This is a genomic window from Lysinimonas soli, from assembly GCF_042655435.1.
GTDB classification, from domain to species: Bacteria; Actinomycetota; Actinomycetes; order Actinomycetales; family Microbacteriaceae; genus Lysinimonas; species Lysinimonas soli.
Genome location: NZ_JBHSMG010000004.1, coordinates 42817 through 57158 on the forward strand (window position 1 = coordinate 42817; position 14342 = coordinate 57158).

The window sequence follows — 14342 nt, forward strand, 5'->3', positions numbered from 1 at the left end:
GCGCGATCAGGTGAGCACCGCGACCAGGAGGGCGAGTCCCAGGATCGCGGTCCAGCTGAGTGCGCCGGCGAGGAGGGCGCGCGGACCCGATCGCACCAGCCGCTCGAGCCGCAGCGAGGTGCCGATCGCGAACAGCGCAGCCGCCAACAGCGCGGACTGGACGACATCGGCGACGGCGAGCACGGCATCCGGTACCGGAACGAAGGTGCGCACGAGCACGAGCGCCACGAACCCGACGATGAACAGCGGCACGATCGGCGGCCGCGGCGGCGCCACCTCGTCGGTCGCGGGCAGGCGTGCCGCCCGTCGCCGCGTCGAGACCGAGGCGATCGCGACCATCGGCGCGAGCATGAGAACGCGGGTGAGCTTGACCACGACGGCGATCGCGAGAGCGGCGGCTCCGGCGGTTCCCGCCGTGGCCACGACCTGGCCGACGTCGTGCACGCTCGCCCCCACCCAGTGGCCGAAGGTCACCTGGCTCAGACCGAGGGGTACGGCGAGCGCGGGCAGCAGCGCGATCGCCGCGGTGCCGTAGAGCGTGACGAGGGCGATCGGCGTGCCGGTGTCTTTCGGGTCGGTGCCCCGGGCGGCGCTCATGGCGCCGACGGCGCTCACGCCGCAGATCGAGAACCCGGCGGCCAGCATGACCGGCTCGTCGCCCGGAAGGCGCAGCGCCGTCGCGATCGCCCAGGTGAGCACGAAACTGACGCCGACGAGGGCGACGATCGCGACGACGGCGAGCCAGCCGAGCCGGGCGATGTCGGCGAGGCTCAGCTTGAGGCCGAGCACCACGATGCCGAGCCGCAGCAGGCGGCGAGCCGACACGCCGAGGCCCGGGCGCAGCACGCCCTCGAGAACCGGTCGGACCGGCCCGATCGACCCGATGACGACTCCCAGCACGATCGACGCGGTCAGCCACGGGATCACGGGAACCAGCAGGTGGATGCCGTAGCCGGCCGCCGCGCCCGCCGCCACCACCGCGAGCCCCGGCAGCCAGACCGCGCCCCGGGGCACCTGGATCCGCCGGCGCTCGCTCACGGCACGCCCCGCGCGGGCGTGGTCGGTGCCTCGTCGGCCCCGAACGCGATCGCGTCGTCCGGTTCGCCCGGTGACGACGCGCGCCGACGCGCCCGCCAGGCGAGGGCGACGAGCACCGTGGCCACGAGCGCGATCGCCACCAGGGCCAGGCCCGAGTAACCGATCGCCGCGAGGATCGGACCGGCGAGCGCCCCGCCGGCGGCGCCCGTGCCGCTCATCACGAGGTCCGCGCGGCCCTGAACGACCGTGCGCCGCGCCGGATCGGCGGATTCGGAGATCAGGGCGGACCCCGCCACCGTCGAGGCGCTCCAGCCCAGCCCGAGCAGCACGAGACCGATCATCACGAGGTCGGCGCGAGCGGACCCGAACGAGGTCAGCAGCAGGGAGGCGAGCAGCAGCCCCTGCCCGATCGCGATCACCCGCTCCCGTCCGAGTCGATCGGCCAGCAGGCCCCAGATCGGCGACGCGGCATACATCCCGGCCACGTGCAGGCTGATGGTCACGCCCACGATCACGAGGCTCGCGCCGTTGTCCATGAGATGCACGGGCGTCATCGACATGACGGCGACCATCGTCGCGTGGCTGAGCGAGGTCGAGATGACCCCGGTGCGCACACCGTTGCGATCGAGACCGGCGAACGACACGACCCCCGCGGCGGTGCGTTCCGCCCGGATCCGCGCCGCGAGCCGCAGCGGGTCCGGTCGGAGCGCCACGAAGTAGATGGTCGCCGCGATGAGCTGCGCGACGATCGTGAAGAGCAGCGGGCCGGTCAGGGCCGGCAACCCGATCGACAGGCCCACGTCATCCGCGAACTGGATGAGGTTCGGCCCCGAGACGGCGCCCACCGTGGTCGCCCACACCACCACGGCCAGGTCGCGGGCGCGCCCGCCGGGATCGGAGAGATCGGTCGCGGCGAACCGCGACTGGAGGTTCACCGCGGTGCCGACGCCCACCAGGGCGAGGCCGACCAGAAGCAGCGGGAACGACACGATCACGGCGGCGACCAGGGCGACGGCCGCGCCGCCCGCCGCCACGAGAGCTCCGGTCGTGAGCGCCGGAGCCCGACCGTGCCGGCGGGCGAGCGCCGCGAGCGGCACCGCCGCGACGGCGGCACCCACGGCGGTCATCGTCGCCGACATGCCCGACCACGATTCCGAGCCCGAGACCCGTGTCGCGAGCAGGGCTCCGGAGGAGAAGGTGACGCCCATGCCGATGCCGGCGAGCGCCTGGCCGGTGATCAGCGCGAACCTGCTGCGTCGCCGGACCGAGCGCACCTCGGCCACGGTGACGGCGGTCACGGCGCCGGAGCGTCGCGGTTGCGCGCCGGGTTGCTGAGCGTCCCGATTCCTTCGATCGTGATGTCGATGGTCTGACCGTGCACGAACCCGCCGAGTCCGGAGGGGGTGCCGGTCATGATCACGTCACCCGGCAGCATGGTCCAGACATCGGTGATGTAGGCGATGAGTTCGGGGATCTTGTGCAGCAGGTCCTTCGTGTTGCCGTGCCGGCGCGGCTCCCCGTCGACCTGGCTGCTGATCTCGAGATCGCTCGGGTCGAGCTCGGTCTCGATCCAGGGGCCAAGCGGAGCGAAGGTGTCGTAGCCCTTGGCACGGGCCCACTGACCGTCGGCGAACATCTGATCGCGCGCCGAGACGTCGTTGCCGATGGTGTAGCCGAACACGTAGTCGGCCCAGCGCTCGGCCGGAACCTGCTTGGCGATCCTGCCGATCACCACCACGAGTTCGCTCTCGTGCGTGATGCGACCCTCGACGGGCGGGATCTGGATGGCGTCGCCGGGCCCGATGACGGCCGTGTTCGGCTTCAGGAAGATCAGGGGGTTCTCGGGGGCGTCGACGCTGTTCGCCATGTCCTGCCGGTGCTCCGCGTAGTTCAGCCCGACGCACACCACCTTCGAGCGCGGGATCACCGGCGCGAGCAGCCGGGCGTCGGCGAGCGGCACCCGCTCCCCCGTCGGGTGATACCCCGCGAACATCGGATCTCCCGCCAGCACCACGAGTTCGTCGTCGTCGACGATCGCGAAACGGGGGTCGTCGCCGGGAGTGCTGAACCGGGCTACCTTCACGGCTTCGAGCCTAGTCTTGCGGGATGCATCTGCTGACCGACGGCGACCCCACGGCCGACTCGACACTGCTGCTGGCGCATGGGGCCGGTGCGGCGATGGACTCGCGTGGGATGAACGAGATCACGGCCGCGCTGGTGGCGCGCGGCATCCGCGTTGTGCGCTTCGAGTTCGGCTATATGGCCGGGCGACGCGACGGCGTGCGCAGACCGCCGCCGCGTGCCGAGACCCTCGCACCCGAGTACCGGGATGCGGTCGATGCGGTGCGCGAACTCGGTGTCCCGAGGTCGCTGCTGATCGGCGGCAAGTCGATGGGCGGCCGCGTCGCCAGCATGATCGCCGACGAGCTGGCCGATGAGGGGATGATCGACGGGCTGCTCTGCTGGGGCTACCCGTTCCATCCGCCCGAGAAGCCCGGGCAGCTGCGCACGGCGCATCTGCTGACGCTGCGAGTCCCCACGCTGATCTGCCAGGGCACGCGCGACCCCTTCGGCGGGCGTGACGAGGTGGTGGGCTACGGGCTCTCCCCCGCGATCGACGTGCTCTGGCTCGAGGACGGCGATCACGACCTCCGCCCGCGCGCGGCGGTCAGCGGGCGCAGTTACGCCCAGAACATGGCGGAAGCCGCGGATGCCGTTGCGGCGTTTGCGGCGCGCGTCAGCTGAGCGGGCGCCGCGTGCGGCCGCACACCTCGAGCACCCGGACGCCGAGCAACCCGGCACCGAGCATCAGGAGCAGCAGCGCCGCAGCGAGCCCGTCGCCGATCGGCAAGCCGGTCGCAGGCAGTCGAGCCGGAACCGTGGCCTGCACCTCCGTCGCGCCGATGTCGATCACCCGCACGATGCGGGTCAGGCCACGCTGATCCACCGTGACCGGGTCGCTGAAGGCCGGGTCGCCGGCGTCGATCGCCGATCGGAAAGGGACTCGCCCGACGGGTCTCGGGGTGCGGCCACCGTAGCAGCGCTCGGGGCGAATCGAGCGACCGGCTCACCTCAGCGCGTCACCCAACGCTAGGCGTCGAGGCGCATCATCCAGTGGTGGCGGTCCTCGGCGCGGCCGTACTGGATGTCGGTGAGCTCCTGTCGCAGCGACAGCGAGACGCGCTCGCCCTCGGGCTCCGGCATCCAGATTCCGAAGCTCGACGACTTGATGTCGGAGATCGGAACCACCACGGCGGCCGTGCCGCAGGCGAAGGCCTCGACGATCTCGCCCGACTCGGCACCCTCGCGCCACTCGTCGATCGTGATGGGACGCTGCTCCACCTTGAAACCGCGGTCGCGGGCGAGCTTGAGGATCGAGTCGAGCGTGATGCCCTCGAGGATCGAGTCGCTGTCGGGGGTCAGCAGGGTCCCGTCCTTCGTCACCAGCACGACGTTCATGCCGCCGAGCTCTTCGATGTACTTGCCCTGCTGGGCGTCGAGGAAGAGCACCTGGGCGCAGCCGTTCTCGTAGGCCTCCGCCTGCGGAAGCAGCGACGACGCGTAGTTGCCGCCGGTCTTCGCCGCCCCGGTTCCGCCGTGGCCGGCGCGCGTGTAGTTCGTCGACAGCCAGATCGAGACCGGCTCGACGCCGCCCGAGAAGTACGCCCCCGCCGGGCTGGCGATGACGTTGTAGTTCACCTTCGCCGCGGGGCGCACGCCGAGGAAGGCCTCCTTGGCCCACATGAAGGGCCGCAGGTAGAGGCTCGTCTCGGGGGCATCCGGAACCCAGACGGCATCGACGGCGATGAGCCGCTTGATGGAGTCGAGGAAGTACTCGGTCGGCAGCTCAGGCAGGGCGAGGCGGCGGGCCGAGCGCTGCAGGCGCGCCGCGTTCTGCTCGGGCCGGAACGACCAGATCGACCCGTCGGCGTGACGGTACGCCTTGAGCCCCTCGAAGACCTCCTGGCCGTAGTGCAGCACGGCGGCGGCCGGCTCGATCGAGATCGGGCCGTAGGGCTGCACCCGCGGCCGGTGCCATCCGCCCTTCTCCGACCAGCAGATGTCGACCATGTGGTCGGTGAACCACTTGCCGAACCCCGGGTTCGCCAGGATCTCGGCGCGCTCGGCGTCGCCGGCCGGGTGGTCGTTGCGGGTGACCTGCCAGAGCAGGCTCTGCGTCGCCATGGGGAGGAGGTTGATGGCCATCGTGTCTGCCGTTCTTCTTGTCGAGAGCTTGGTGTCTAGTGTGCGCTCACCCGGGCGGTGATGGCAGCGCCGACCTGACTCGTGGTGCGCGAGGCGGTGCCGCGCTCGGCCAGGTCGGCGGCGACCGCCGCTTCGATGCGTCGCGCCGCATCCGGAAGCCCGAGGTGGTCGAGCAGGAGCGCGGTGGACAGGATCGCCGCGGTGGGGTCGGCCTTCTGCTGCCCCGCGATGTCGGGAGCCGATCCGTGCACGGGCTCGAACATCGAGGGGAACGCGCCGTCGGGGTTGATGTTGCCCGAGGCCGCCAGTCCGATGCCGCCGCTGATCGCGCCGGCCAGATCGGTGAGGATGTCGCCGAAGAGGTTGTCTGTGACGATCACGTCGAACCTAGCAGGATCGGTCACGAGGAAGATGGTCGCGGCGTCGACGTGCAGGTAGTCCCAGTCCACCTGCGGATGATTGGCCGCCTCGGCCCGCACGAGGCGCGACCAGAGGGTGCCCGCATTGGTCAGCACGTTGGTCTTGTGCACCAGCGTGAGCTTCTTGCGGCGCCTCTCGGCGAGCTCGAAGGCGTACCGCACCACGCGCTCGACCCCGTAGGCGGTGTTGACGCTCACCTCGTTGGCGATCTCGTGCGGGGTCCCGACGCGGATCGCGCCGCCGTTGCCGACATACGGGCCCTCGGTACCCTCCCGCACCACGACGAAGTCGACATCACCGGGCGCCGCGAGGGGACTCTTCACGCCCGGCAGCAGGCGGGTCGGACGCAGGTTGACGTAGTGGTCGAAGGCGAAGCGCAGCCGGAGCAGCAGGCCGCGCTCGATGATTCCACCCGCGAGCTTCGGATCGCGCGGATCGCCCCCGACGGCCCCGAGCACGATCGCCTCGTGCCGGGCGAGGCTCGCCAGGTCGTCGTCGGTCAGGATCGCGCCGGTCGCGAGATAGTGGGCCGCGCTGAACGGATACTCGGTCGTCGCGATCTCGGCCTCCCCCGCGGTTGCCGCGCGCAGCACGGCGATCGCCTCGGCGACCACCTCAGGGCCGATTCCGTCGCCGGGGATCGTGGCGAGGTCGATGGTGCGGGTCACGCGGTCTCCTGCTGGGTCCGAGCCGGATCCGGCCGATTCGGGCGATTCCGGGTGAATTTCGAGGGTGGAGCGAACTGCCAGGTGCCTCCCAGGCCCGCGGTCAGGAGCGTGCGAATCAGGGCATCCGAGGCGTTCGTCAGCCTATCGCGCGAGCCTGGATGGATCGGGCCGTCCCCCAAATGGGGGACATGGTTGGCGTAGGCTCGGCGACATGAGTATTGGACTCGGAATCTTTCTGTTCGTCATCGGCGCCGTCCTGCGATTCGCACTGCGCGTTCAGGCGGCCTGGATCGACCTCGAACTCGTCGGCGATCTGCTGATGGGCGCGGGTGTTGTCGTCGTGATCCTCGGGCTCGTGCTGATGCTCCGCAAGCGCAGCACGGTCACGACCGTGCACACCGCCGTCGACCCGCAGAGCGGCGAGAGCGTCGCCTCGCGCAAGACGGACGTCGACCCGCTCCCCTGAGCCGCGGCCCCGCCCCGCCACCGAGCGCCGTCCGATCTCGCGACCGCGCCCCGAATACTCCGGGCGTTCGCAAGATCGCGCGGCGCTCGGCTGTTGAAGGGCGGGGCTACCGCGGGCGGGTCAGTCTTCGACGATGTCGATCTCGAGCAGGGAGTCGGCCTCGATCGCGTCGCGCACGGTCTGCAGCAGCCCCTCGGGAACCGGTGAGTCGACGGTCAGCACGCTCAGCGCCTGCCCGCCGGCCCGCTGCCGCGCGATCTGCATTCCGGCGATGTTGATGCCGGCGTCGCCGAACTGCTTGCCGTAGATGGCGACGATGCCGGGGCGATCCGTGTACAGCATCACGATGAGGTGCTCGGCGAACGGCACCTCGACGTCGTAGCCGTTGATCTCGACGATCTTCTCGACCTGCTTCGGGCCGGTCAGGGTGCCGCTGACCGAGAGCTGGTGCCCCTCGCTCGTCGCGCCGCGGATGGTCAGCACGTTGCGGTACTCGTCGCTCACCGGGTCGGTGGTCAGGCGCACGGCGATGCCGCGCTGCTCGGCCAGGATCGGCGCGTTGACGTAGCTGACCTGTTCGCTGACGGTGTTCGAGAACAGGCCCTTGAGCGCCGCGAGCCGCAACACGCTCACGTCGAACTCGACGATCTCGCCGCGCACCTCGATGTCGACGCTCGCGAGCGGTGCCTCGGCGAGTCCGGCGAGCACCTGCCCGAGCTTCTCCATGAGCGGGATGCCGGGACGCACCGTCGGGTCGATCACGCCGCCGGCGACGTTGACGGCATCCGGGACGAGTTCACCGTCGAGGGCGAGCCGCACCGACTTCGCGACCGACACGCCCGCCTTCTCCTGCGCTTCGTCGGTGGACGCACCCAGGTGCGGGGTGACCACGATGTTCGCCAGGCCGAGCAGCCGCGAGCCGGTCGGGGGCTCGCTCACGAAGACGTCGATGCCGGCGCCCGCGATGATGCCGTTCTCGAGAGCGTCGGCCAGGGCATCCTCGTCGATGAGGCCGCCGCGGGCCACATTCACGATGTACGCCGTCTTCTTCATGGCGGCCAGCTGGGCGGCGCCGATCATGCCGGTCGTCTCGGGCGTCTTCGGCATGTGGATGGTGATGAAGTCGGACTGGGCCAGCAGTTCGTCGAGCGAGAGCAGCTGCACGCCCATCTGCTGCGCACGTGCCGCCGTGACGTAGGGGTCGAAGGCGACGACGTTCATGCCGAAGGCCTGCAGGCGGGTGGTGATGAGCGCGCCGATGCGGCCGAGGCCGATGATGCCCACGGTCTTCTCGTAGAGCTCGGCGCCGGTGTACTTCGAGCGCTTCCACTCCCCCGCCGCGAGCGAGGCGTTCGCCGCCGGGATGTGGCGGGCGATGCTCAGCAGGTGCCCGATCGTGAGCTCGGCGGCGCTGATGATGTTGGAAGTCGGCGCGTTGACCACCATGACGCCGGCCTCGGTGGCCGCCTTGATGTCGACGTTGTCGAGCCCGACGCCGGCGCGGGCGACGACCTTGAGCTGGGGCGCGGCGGCGATCGCCTCGTCGTCGACGTGGGTCGCGGAGCGGATCAGGATCGCGTTGGCCTCGGCGAGCGCGGCCAGCAGAGCGGGTCGGTCGGTGCCGTCGACGTTGCGGACGTCGAAGTCGGGCCCGAGGGCGGCGACGGTGGCGGGCGAGAGTTCTTCGGCGATCAGGACGACCGGCTTGGCCACGAGAGCGTTCCTTCGGGGTCGGCGATCTGTGCGTCTCAGGGTGGCAGGCACAGCGGGGTTCAGTTTAGTGGGTGCGCGGAGGGCGCCCTGACCCGCCTGAGCCGGCCGTCGGGACTACTTCAACGCCGGCTGCACGGCCGCCGCCCACTGGATGACGCTCAGCGTCAGGGCGTTGGATGCCGCGAGACCCACCGCGAGGATCAGCGCGCGGGCAAACAGCTCCCGCCGCCGTCCGAGCAGCAGCGCCGCCGCGTACAGCACGACCGGTGCGGCGACGCCGACGATCAGCAGCCACCAGGGCACCGCGCCGCCGATGCCGAGCGAGGCGTAGAAGCCGGGCAGCGCGACGAGGTTGGAGATGCCTTCGAACAAGGGATACGCGTAGAGCGCCGCGAACACGAGCAGGGTGACGACGATGCTCACGATGCCGCGCAGGCCCGCGGGCTCGACCTCCTCGAGGTCGAGCGCCTCGGGGGCGGCTTCGGGGCGCATGGATTCGGCGCTCATCCGAGGGCCGCCAGCAGAACCGGCCACGGCACGAGCACCACGACGCCGAGCGCGAACCAGCCGAGCCGCACCGCCGTGCGGCTCTCGCGCGTGAGCGTCAGGGTGGCGAGGAACCACAGCGCGCCCGAGATGATCGAGACGAACTCTCCGAACTGCCACGCCACTTGAGAGAAGGTGTCGGTGGCGCTCGAGACCGTGATCTGCACGGAGAGGATCCACCCCACCACGACCGCAAGGTAGAGCACGGCGAACAGCGCGGTGACCGCCGTGCGCGGGATGCTGCGGGGGGCGGCCGCGACATCCGAGCCGACGTCGCCGCCCTCGGCGTCGACCTCGTCGACCGCTCGGTTGCGGGTGAGGGGGTCGATGCCGCCGCGCAGATCGTCGCCCGCCCAACTCAGGGCCTCCGCGTCGTCGTCGAGCGCGTCGGGTTCGGACGCGTCGCCCGCCGTTTTCTTCACGTGCCCATTCTCTCCGCTCCGGCTGCAAGTTTGACCATGCCGCCGCCCCATCGGGTCGCGCCGCCACCCGCACCAAGGTCGTCGGGCGTCGCGCGGGCGTTACACGTGCGACACATCGATGATGTTGACTCGCCGGATGGATCTGATCGAGGTGCGCGAGACGCGGATCGCGCGCCGCCGGAACGATCTGACCTTCGGAGCGCACGAGGTCGCCCTCGGCGGCGGCAGCTGGCTGTTCTCGGAGCCGCAGCCGGGCATCCACGGTCTCGTCGACCTGACCGGGCTCGGCTGGGAACCGATCGTCGAGTCGCCCGACGGCGGCCTCGAGATCGCGGCCACCTGCACGCTCGCCGAACTGCGCCGGATGCCGCGGCACCCCGCCCGCCCCGCCGACGCCCTGTTCGCACCGGCGGTCGACGCGCTGCTGGGCTCCTGGAAGGTGCACAACGTGGCCACGGTCGGCGGCAACGTCTGCCTCGCTCTGCCTGCCGGTCCGATGACCTCGCTGACCGCCGCCCTCGACGGCGTCGCCGTCATCTGGATGCCGGGCGGCGGCGAGCGCCGACTGCCCGTCACCGAGTTCGTGCTCGGGGTGCGCCGCACCGCGCTGAGGCCCGGCGAGGTGCTGCGTGCCATCGAGCTTCCCGCGGTCGCCCTCGCGGCCCGGGTCGCGATGCGCCGGATCGCGCTGAGCGAACTCGGCCGATCCGCCGCCTTCGTCATCGCCCGGGTCGACGCGGGCGGGGAGTTCGTCGTGACGATCACCGCGGCGACCCCGCGGCCGTACCAGCTGCGCTTCGCTCGGATGCCGGGCGACCGCGAGCTCGCGCACGCCGTCTCGGCGATCGACGACTGGCACGACGACGCGCACGGCGCGCCGGACTGGCGGCGCGCGATGACCCTGCGGTTCGCCGAGGAGCTGCGGAACGAGCTGACGACTCGCTCGGTCGCCCGGGACGGGGCGACGCCATGACGATCGTGGTCACCGTCAACGGGGAGCCGCTCGAGGTCGAGCCACGCAACGGGCAGGTGCTGAGAACCCTGCTGCGCGAGAACGGTCATCCCGAGGTGAAGAAGGGCTGCGACGCGGGCGACTGCGGAGCCTGCTCGGTGCTGGTCGACGGGGTCGCCCTGCACTCCTGCCTGGTGCCGGCGCATCGGCTCGACGGGGCCAGCGTGACGACCGCCGCGGGGCTGGGCAGGCGGGCCGCCGACGGCAGTGCGGTGCCGCATCCGGTGCAGGCCGCCTTCGTGGGCGCCGCGGCCTTCCAGTGCGGATTCTGCACGCCGGGCATGGTCGTCACCGCCTCGACCTTCCAGGCCGCCGACCTCGACGAGCTGCCCAGGATGCTGAAGGGCAACCTCTGCCGCTGCACCGGCTATCGCTCCATCTCGGATGCGCTGCACGCGGTGCGCAACGTCGAGACCCCCGAGCCCGGAGCGGCGGGCGGCCGCTCGGTCGCCGCCCCTGCCGCCTGGCGCGTGGTGACCGGGCGCGAGCAGTACACCCTCGACGGCCCCGCCTCCGAGTACGGCGACGAGGCCCGGGCGGCCGGGAGCGCGACGACGGCGCTGCTGCACCTCGCGGTGCTGGGCAGCCCGCACGCGCACGCCCGCATCCTCTCGATCGATTCCTCGGCGGCCGAGGCGATGCCCGGAGTGCGTCTCGTGCTGACCCACCGCGACGCGCCCGCGACCGCCTTCTCGACCGGCCGCCACCAGAACCGGCTCGAGGACCCCGACGACACCCGCGTGCTCGATCGCGTGCTGCGCTTCCGCGGGCAGCGCGTCGCGGCGGTCGTCGCCGACTCGGTCGCCGAGGCGGAACGCGCGCTCGCCGCGATCCGGGTCGAGTACGAGGTGCTGCCGGCCGTGTTCGACCCCGAGGCGGCGCGCCGGCTCGGGGCGCCGCTCGTGCATCCGGAGCTCGCGCCCGAGGCACGTGCCGCGGCGCCCGAGCGCAACACCGTCGCCGAGCAGCACGGCGAGCGAGGCGACGTCGACGCGGCCCTCGCCGCCGCGGCGGTCACGGTGAGCGGCACCTGGAGCACGCCGCGCGTGACGCACGCCGCCCTCGAGACGCACGCGACGCGCGGCTGGCTCGACCGCGACGGACGACTCGTGCTGCGCACCTCGAGCCAGGTTCCCTACCTGGTGCGCGACGAGATCGCCCGGATCTTCGAGCTCGACGCGGCCCGGGTGCGGGTATTCGCGGCGCGGGTCGGCGGCGGCTTCGGCGGCAAGCAGGAGCTGCTGACCGAAGACATCGTGAGCCTTGCCGTGCTGCGCACCGGTCGCGCGGTGCAGTACGAGTTCACCCGCGAGGACGAGTTCCGGATCGCGCCGCTGCGGCATCCGATGCGGGTGTCGGTCACGCTCGGCGCGGCCTCCGACGGCACGCTGACCGCGCTCGCGGTGGACCAGCTCATGGACACCGGCGCGTACGGCAACCACGGCATCGGCGTGATGTACCACTCGGTGCACGAGTCGATCGCCGCATACCGCTGCGCCAACGTGCGGGTGGATGCCCAGTCGGTCTACACGAACAACCCGCCGTCGGGCGCCTTCCGCGGCTACGGCCTCGGGCAGGTGATCTTCGCGATCGAGTCGGCGATGGACGAGCTCGCCCGCCGCCTCGGGATCGACCCGATCGAGCTGCGGCGCCGCAACGTCGTCGTGCCCGGGGATGCGCTGCGGACGATCGAGCACGAGGCCCCCGACGATCTCGCGTACCGCGGGGCGCACGGCGCCGGGCAGTGCCTCGACCTGGTCGAGGCGGCGCTCGCCCGGCCCGACGCGGAGCCCGTCCCCGAAGGGTGGGCGGTCGGCACGGGCGTCGCCCTCGCCATGATCGCCACGATCCCGCCGCGGGGGCACTACGCCGACGCGGCCATCCGGGCACTGGAGGGCGAACAGGTCGACGGCGCACTGTTCGAACTCGAGGTCGGAACCGCCGAGTTCGGCAACGGCTCGACGACGGTGCACGCCCAGCTCGCGGCGCAGGCCCTCGGGACGACGGCCGACCGCATCCGGATCCGCCAGTCCGACACCGATCTGGCGGGGCACGACACCGGCGCGTACGGATCCACCGGGGTCGTCGTGGCGGGCACCGCGGTGTTCCGGGCGGCGACGGCACTGGCAGCTCAGCTGGCGAGCGGCGGGGCGCACGAGGCGCGCGGGCATTCCGACGGCACCCCGCGCTCGGTCGCGTTCAACGTGCACGGCTTCCGGGTGGCGGTGCGGCCGGACACCGGCGAGGTGCGCATCCTGCGGTCGATCCAGGCTGCGGATGCCGGCACCGTGCTCAATCCCGAGCAGCTGCGCGGGCAGATCGAGGGTGGCACGGCGCAGGCGATCGGCAGCGCGCTTTACGAGGAGGTGCGGCTCGACGGCGAGGGCGGGATCACGACCGCGACGTTCCGCAACTACCGCGTGCCGACGTTCGGCGACGTGCCGCGCACCGAGGTGCTGTTCGCCGAGACCCATGACGAGCTCGGCCCGCTCGGTGCCAAGTCGATGAGCGAAGCGCCGTACAACCCGGTCGCCCCTGCCCTGGCCAACGCGATCCGCGACGCGATCGGGGTGCGTCCGCACGAGTTGCCCATGACGCGCGACCGGGTGTGGCGGCTGGCCGCCGACGGCTGACGGCCCCGCGCTCCCCCGAGCCTGCGTTCGCCCGATCGCCCGCCCGTGCACGATGTCGGGCGACGCGGAGTCACGGCGCCGAGACGTCGATGACGACCCCGCTCATCCGACATCGTGCAGCGCCGGCTGCGTCGGCTGCGCGTGCAGCACCGGCTGCGGGTCGCGCGAGTGGATCGCGCCCTGCGTCGTCTGCAGGGGCCGGCGGCTGGCACCGGTGCGCTCCGCGAGCACCTCGGCGAGGATCGACAGTGCCGTCTCTTCGGGCGTCGACCCTCCGAGGTCCAGCCCGATCGGCGAGTGCAGGCGATCGAGCAGCCGCTCGCCGACGCCTCGCTGTCGCAGCGCGGCGACCCGGCGCGCGTGGGTGCGGCGGGAGCCCATCGCCCCGACGTAGGCGGCCGGCGAGCGCAGCGCGAGCGCGAGCGCGTCCGCGTCGAAGCGGTCGTCGTGGCTCAGCAGGCAGATGACCGTGCTCTCGTCGATCGCGGTGCGCGCGAGGTAGTCCGGCGGCCACTCGACGACGAGCTCCGCTCCCGGAAACCGTGCCGCCGTCGTGAACAGCTCGCGCGGGTCGCAGACCGTGACGCGATAGCCGAGCACCTGGGCCGCGTTGGAGAGGGCCGTGGAGTACTCCATGGCGCCGATCACGATCAGGCGGGCGGGCGGCATCCGGAAGTCGACGAAGGAGCCCTCGACCGCGCAGTCGGCGGCATCGAAGCCGTCGGGCGTCATGCTCACCCCGGCGGACCGCCCGGATGCCGCGAGCCGAAGCGCGGCGACGGCCGCGTCATCCGGTCGCAGCAGGGCGAGGTGGATGCGGAGCAGGCCGCCGCAGCTGAGCCCCACCCCCAGCGCGGTCTCGTCGCTCACGCCGAACTCGACGGTGCGGGTGCGACCGTCGTCGAGCACACGCTCGGCGACCTCGACGGTTGCGCCCTCGACGCAGCCGCCGGCGATGCTGCCGATGACGGCCTCGCCGTCCCAGGCCATCGAGGTTCCGAGCATGCGGGGCGAACTCCCGTCGATTCCGACGACGGTGGCCACGACGAGCGGCCCGCCGGGGTGCGTGTCGTCACCGTCCAGGCGGGCGAGCAGACGGTCGGCCAGCTCGAGCATGCCGCCAGCGTCGCACACGCGCGTTGCGGCCACGTTACGTGGGGCCGGGCTGACGTTGGCGCGGGTCTCATTGGCGGCCGTGACTGCAGCGAATGGTGCCGA

At 71.9% G+C, this 14342-nt stretch carries 14 protein-coding genes; 4 read left to right on the forward strand and 10 right to left on the reverse strand.

Going from position 1 to position 14342, the window contains the following annotated elements; translation table 11 throughout:
* Positions 1 to 6 precede the first annotated feature (6 nt).
* Genes ACFPJ4_RS13410 through ACFPJ4_RS13420 form a run of 3 tightly spaced genes read right to left on the reverse strand, consistent with a single transcriptional unit; the run spans position 7 to position 3121 of the window.
* The gene (locus tag ACFPJ4_RS13410; RefSeq protein ID WP_386740956.1) at positions 7 to 1038 is read right to left on the reverse strand and encodes a YeiH family protein; all 1032 of its coding nucleotides are present in this window, start codon (positions 1036 to 1038) and stop codon (positions 7 to 9) included.
* Positions 1035 to 2336 carry an MFS transporter gene (locus ACFPJ4_RS13415; RefSeq protein ID WP_386740957.1) on the reverse strand — a complete coding sequence of 434 codons (1302 nt, stop codon included), beginning with the start codon at positions 2334 to 2336 and terminating at the stop codon, positions 1035 to 1037. The genes ACFPJ4_RS13410 and ACFPJ4_RS13415 overlap by 4 nt, the downstream gene beginning before the upstream one ends.
* Positions 2333 to 3121: a fumarylacetoacetate hydrolase family protein gene (locus ACFPJ4_RS13420; RefSeq protein WP_386740958.1), complete on the reverse strand. Its 789-nt coding sequence runs from the start codon at positions 3119 to 3121 to the stop codon at positions 2333 to 2335. The genes ACFPJ4_RS13415 and ACFPJ4_RS13420 overlap by 4 nt, the downstream gene beginning before the upstream one ends.
* A gap of 23 nt (positions 3122 to 3144) precedes the next feature.
* Here ACFPJ4_RS13420 and ACFPJ4_RS13425 point away from each other — a divergent pair, with 23 nt between their 5' ends.
* Entirely contained in the window at positions 3145 to 3783 is a 639-nt protein-coding gene (locus ACFPJ4_RS13425; protein ID WP_386740959.1) for an alpha/beta family hydrolase, read from the forward strand.
* Here the strand turns inward: ACFPJ4_RS13425 and ACFPJ4_RS13430 are convergent.
* From ACFPJ4_RS13430 to ACFPJ4_RS13440, 3 genes are read right to left on the reverse strand one after another with little or no spacing between them, the layout of a single operon-like run.
* Positions 3776 to 4093: a choice-of-anchor Q domain-containing protein gene (locus ACFPJ4_RS13430; RefSeq protein ID WP_386741094.1), complete on the reverse strand. Its 318-nt coding sequence runs from the start codon at positions 4091 to 4093 to the stop codon at positions 3776 to 3778. The genes ACFPJ4_RS13425 and ACFPJ4_RS13430 overlap by 8 nt on opposite strands.
* A gap of 35 nt (positions 4094 to 4128) precedes the next feature.
* A complete protein-coding gene (locus tag ACFPJ4_RS13435) occupies positions 4129 to 5223 on the reverse strand; it encodes a branched-chain amino acid aminotransferase (RefSeq protein WP_386740960.1) in 1095 nt (364 codons plus the stop codon).
* 56 nt (positions 5224 to 5279) lie between these two features.
* Complete coding sequence (locus ACFPJ4_RS13440) at positions 5280 to 6332, reverse strand: 3-isopropylmalate dehydrogenase (protein ID WP_386740961.1); 1053 nt, start codon at positions 6330 to 6332, stop codon at positions 5280 to 5282.
* 211 nt (positions 6333 to 6543) lie between these two features.
* On the opposite strand from ACFPJ4_RS13440, the gene ACFPJ4_RS13445 reads away from it, so the two are divergent.
* Positions 6544 to 6798: a DUF6458 family protein gene (locus ACFPJ4_RS13445; RefSeq protein ID WP_386740962.1), complete on the forward strand. Its 255-nt coding sequence runs from the start codon at positions 6544 to 6546 to the stop codon at positions 6796 to 6798.
* A gap of 120 nt (positions 6799 to 6918) precedes the next feature.
* Here ACFPJ4_RS13445 and serA read toward each other — a convergent pair whose 3' ends face one another.
* From serA to ACFPJ4_RS13460, 3 genes are all read right to left on the reverse strand, one after another.
* On the reverse strand, positions 6919 to 8511 hold the full coding sequence (serA, locus tag ACFPJ4_RS13450; RefSeq protein ID WP_386740963.1) for a phosphoglycerate dehydrogenase: 1593 nt from the start codon (positions 8509 to 8511) through the stop codon (positions 6919 to 6921).
* A gap of 114 nt (positions 8512 to 8625) precedes the next feature.
* Entirely contained in the window at positions 8626 to 9018 is a 393-nt protein-coding gene (locus tag ACFPJ4_RS13455) for a hypothetical protein (RefSeq protein WP_386740964.1), read from the reverse strand.
* The gene (locus ACFPJ4_RS13460; protein ID WP_386740965.1) at positions 9015 to 9479 is read right to left on the reverse strand and encodes a hypothetical protein; all 465 of its coding nucleotides are present in this window, start codon (positions 9477 to 9479) and stop codon (positions 9015 to 9017) included. The genes ACFPJ4_RS13455 and ACFPJ4_RS13460 overlap by 4 nt, the downstream gene beginning before the upstream one ends.
* Positions 9480 to 9615: 136 nt before the next feature.
* On the opposite strand from ACFPJ4_RS13460, the gene ACFPJ4_RS13465 reads away from it, so the two are divergent.
* Positions 9616 to 10452 carry an FAD binding domain-containing protein gene (locus ACFPJ4_RS13465; RefSeq protein WP_386740966.1) on the forward strand — a complete coding sequence of 279 codons (837 nt, stop codon included), beginning with the start codon at positions 9616 to 9618 and terminating at the stop codon, positions 10450 to 10452.
* Entirely contained in the window at positions 10449 to 13124 is a 2676-nt protein-coding gene (locus tag ACFPJ4_RS13470) for a molybdopterin-dependent oxidoreductase (protein WP_386740967.1), read from the forward strand. Before ACFPJ4_RS13465 ends, ACFPJ4_RS13470 begins: the two co-directional genes overlap by 4 nt.
* Before the next feature lie 102 nt (positions 13125 to 13226).
* On the opposite strand, the gene ACFPJ4_RS13475 is transcribed toward ACFPJ4_RS13470, so the two are convergent.
* Entirely contained in the window at positions 13227 to 14240 is a 1014-nt protein-coding gene (locus tag ACFPJ4_RS13475; protein ID WP_386740968.1) for an XdhC family protein, read from the reverse strand.
* Positions 14241 to 14342 lie beyond the last annotated feature (102 nt).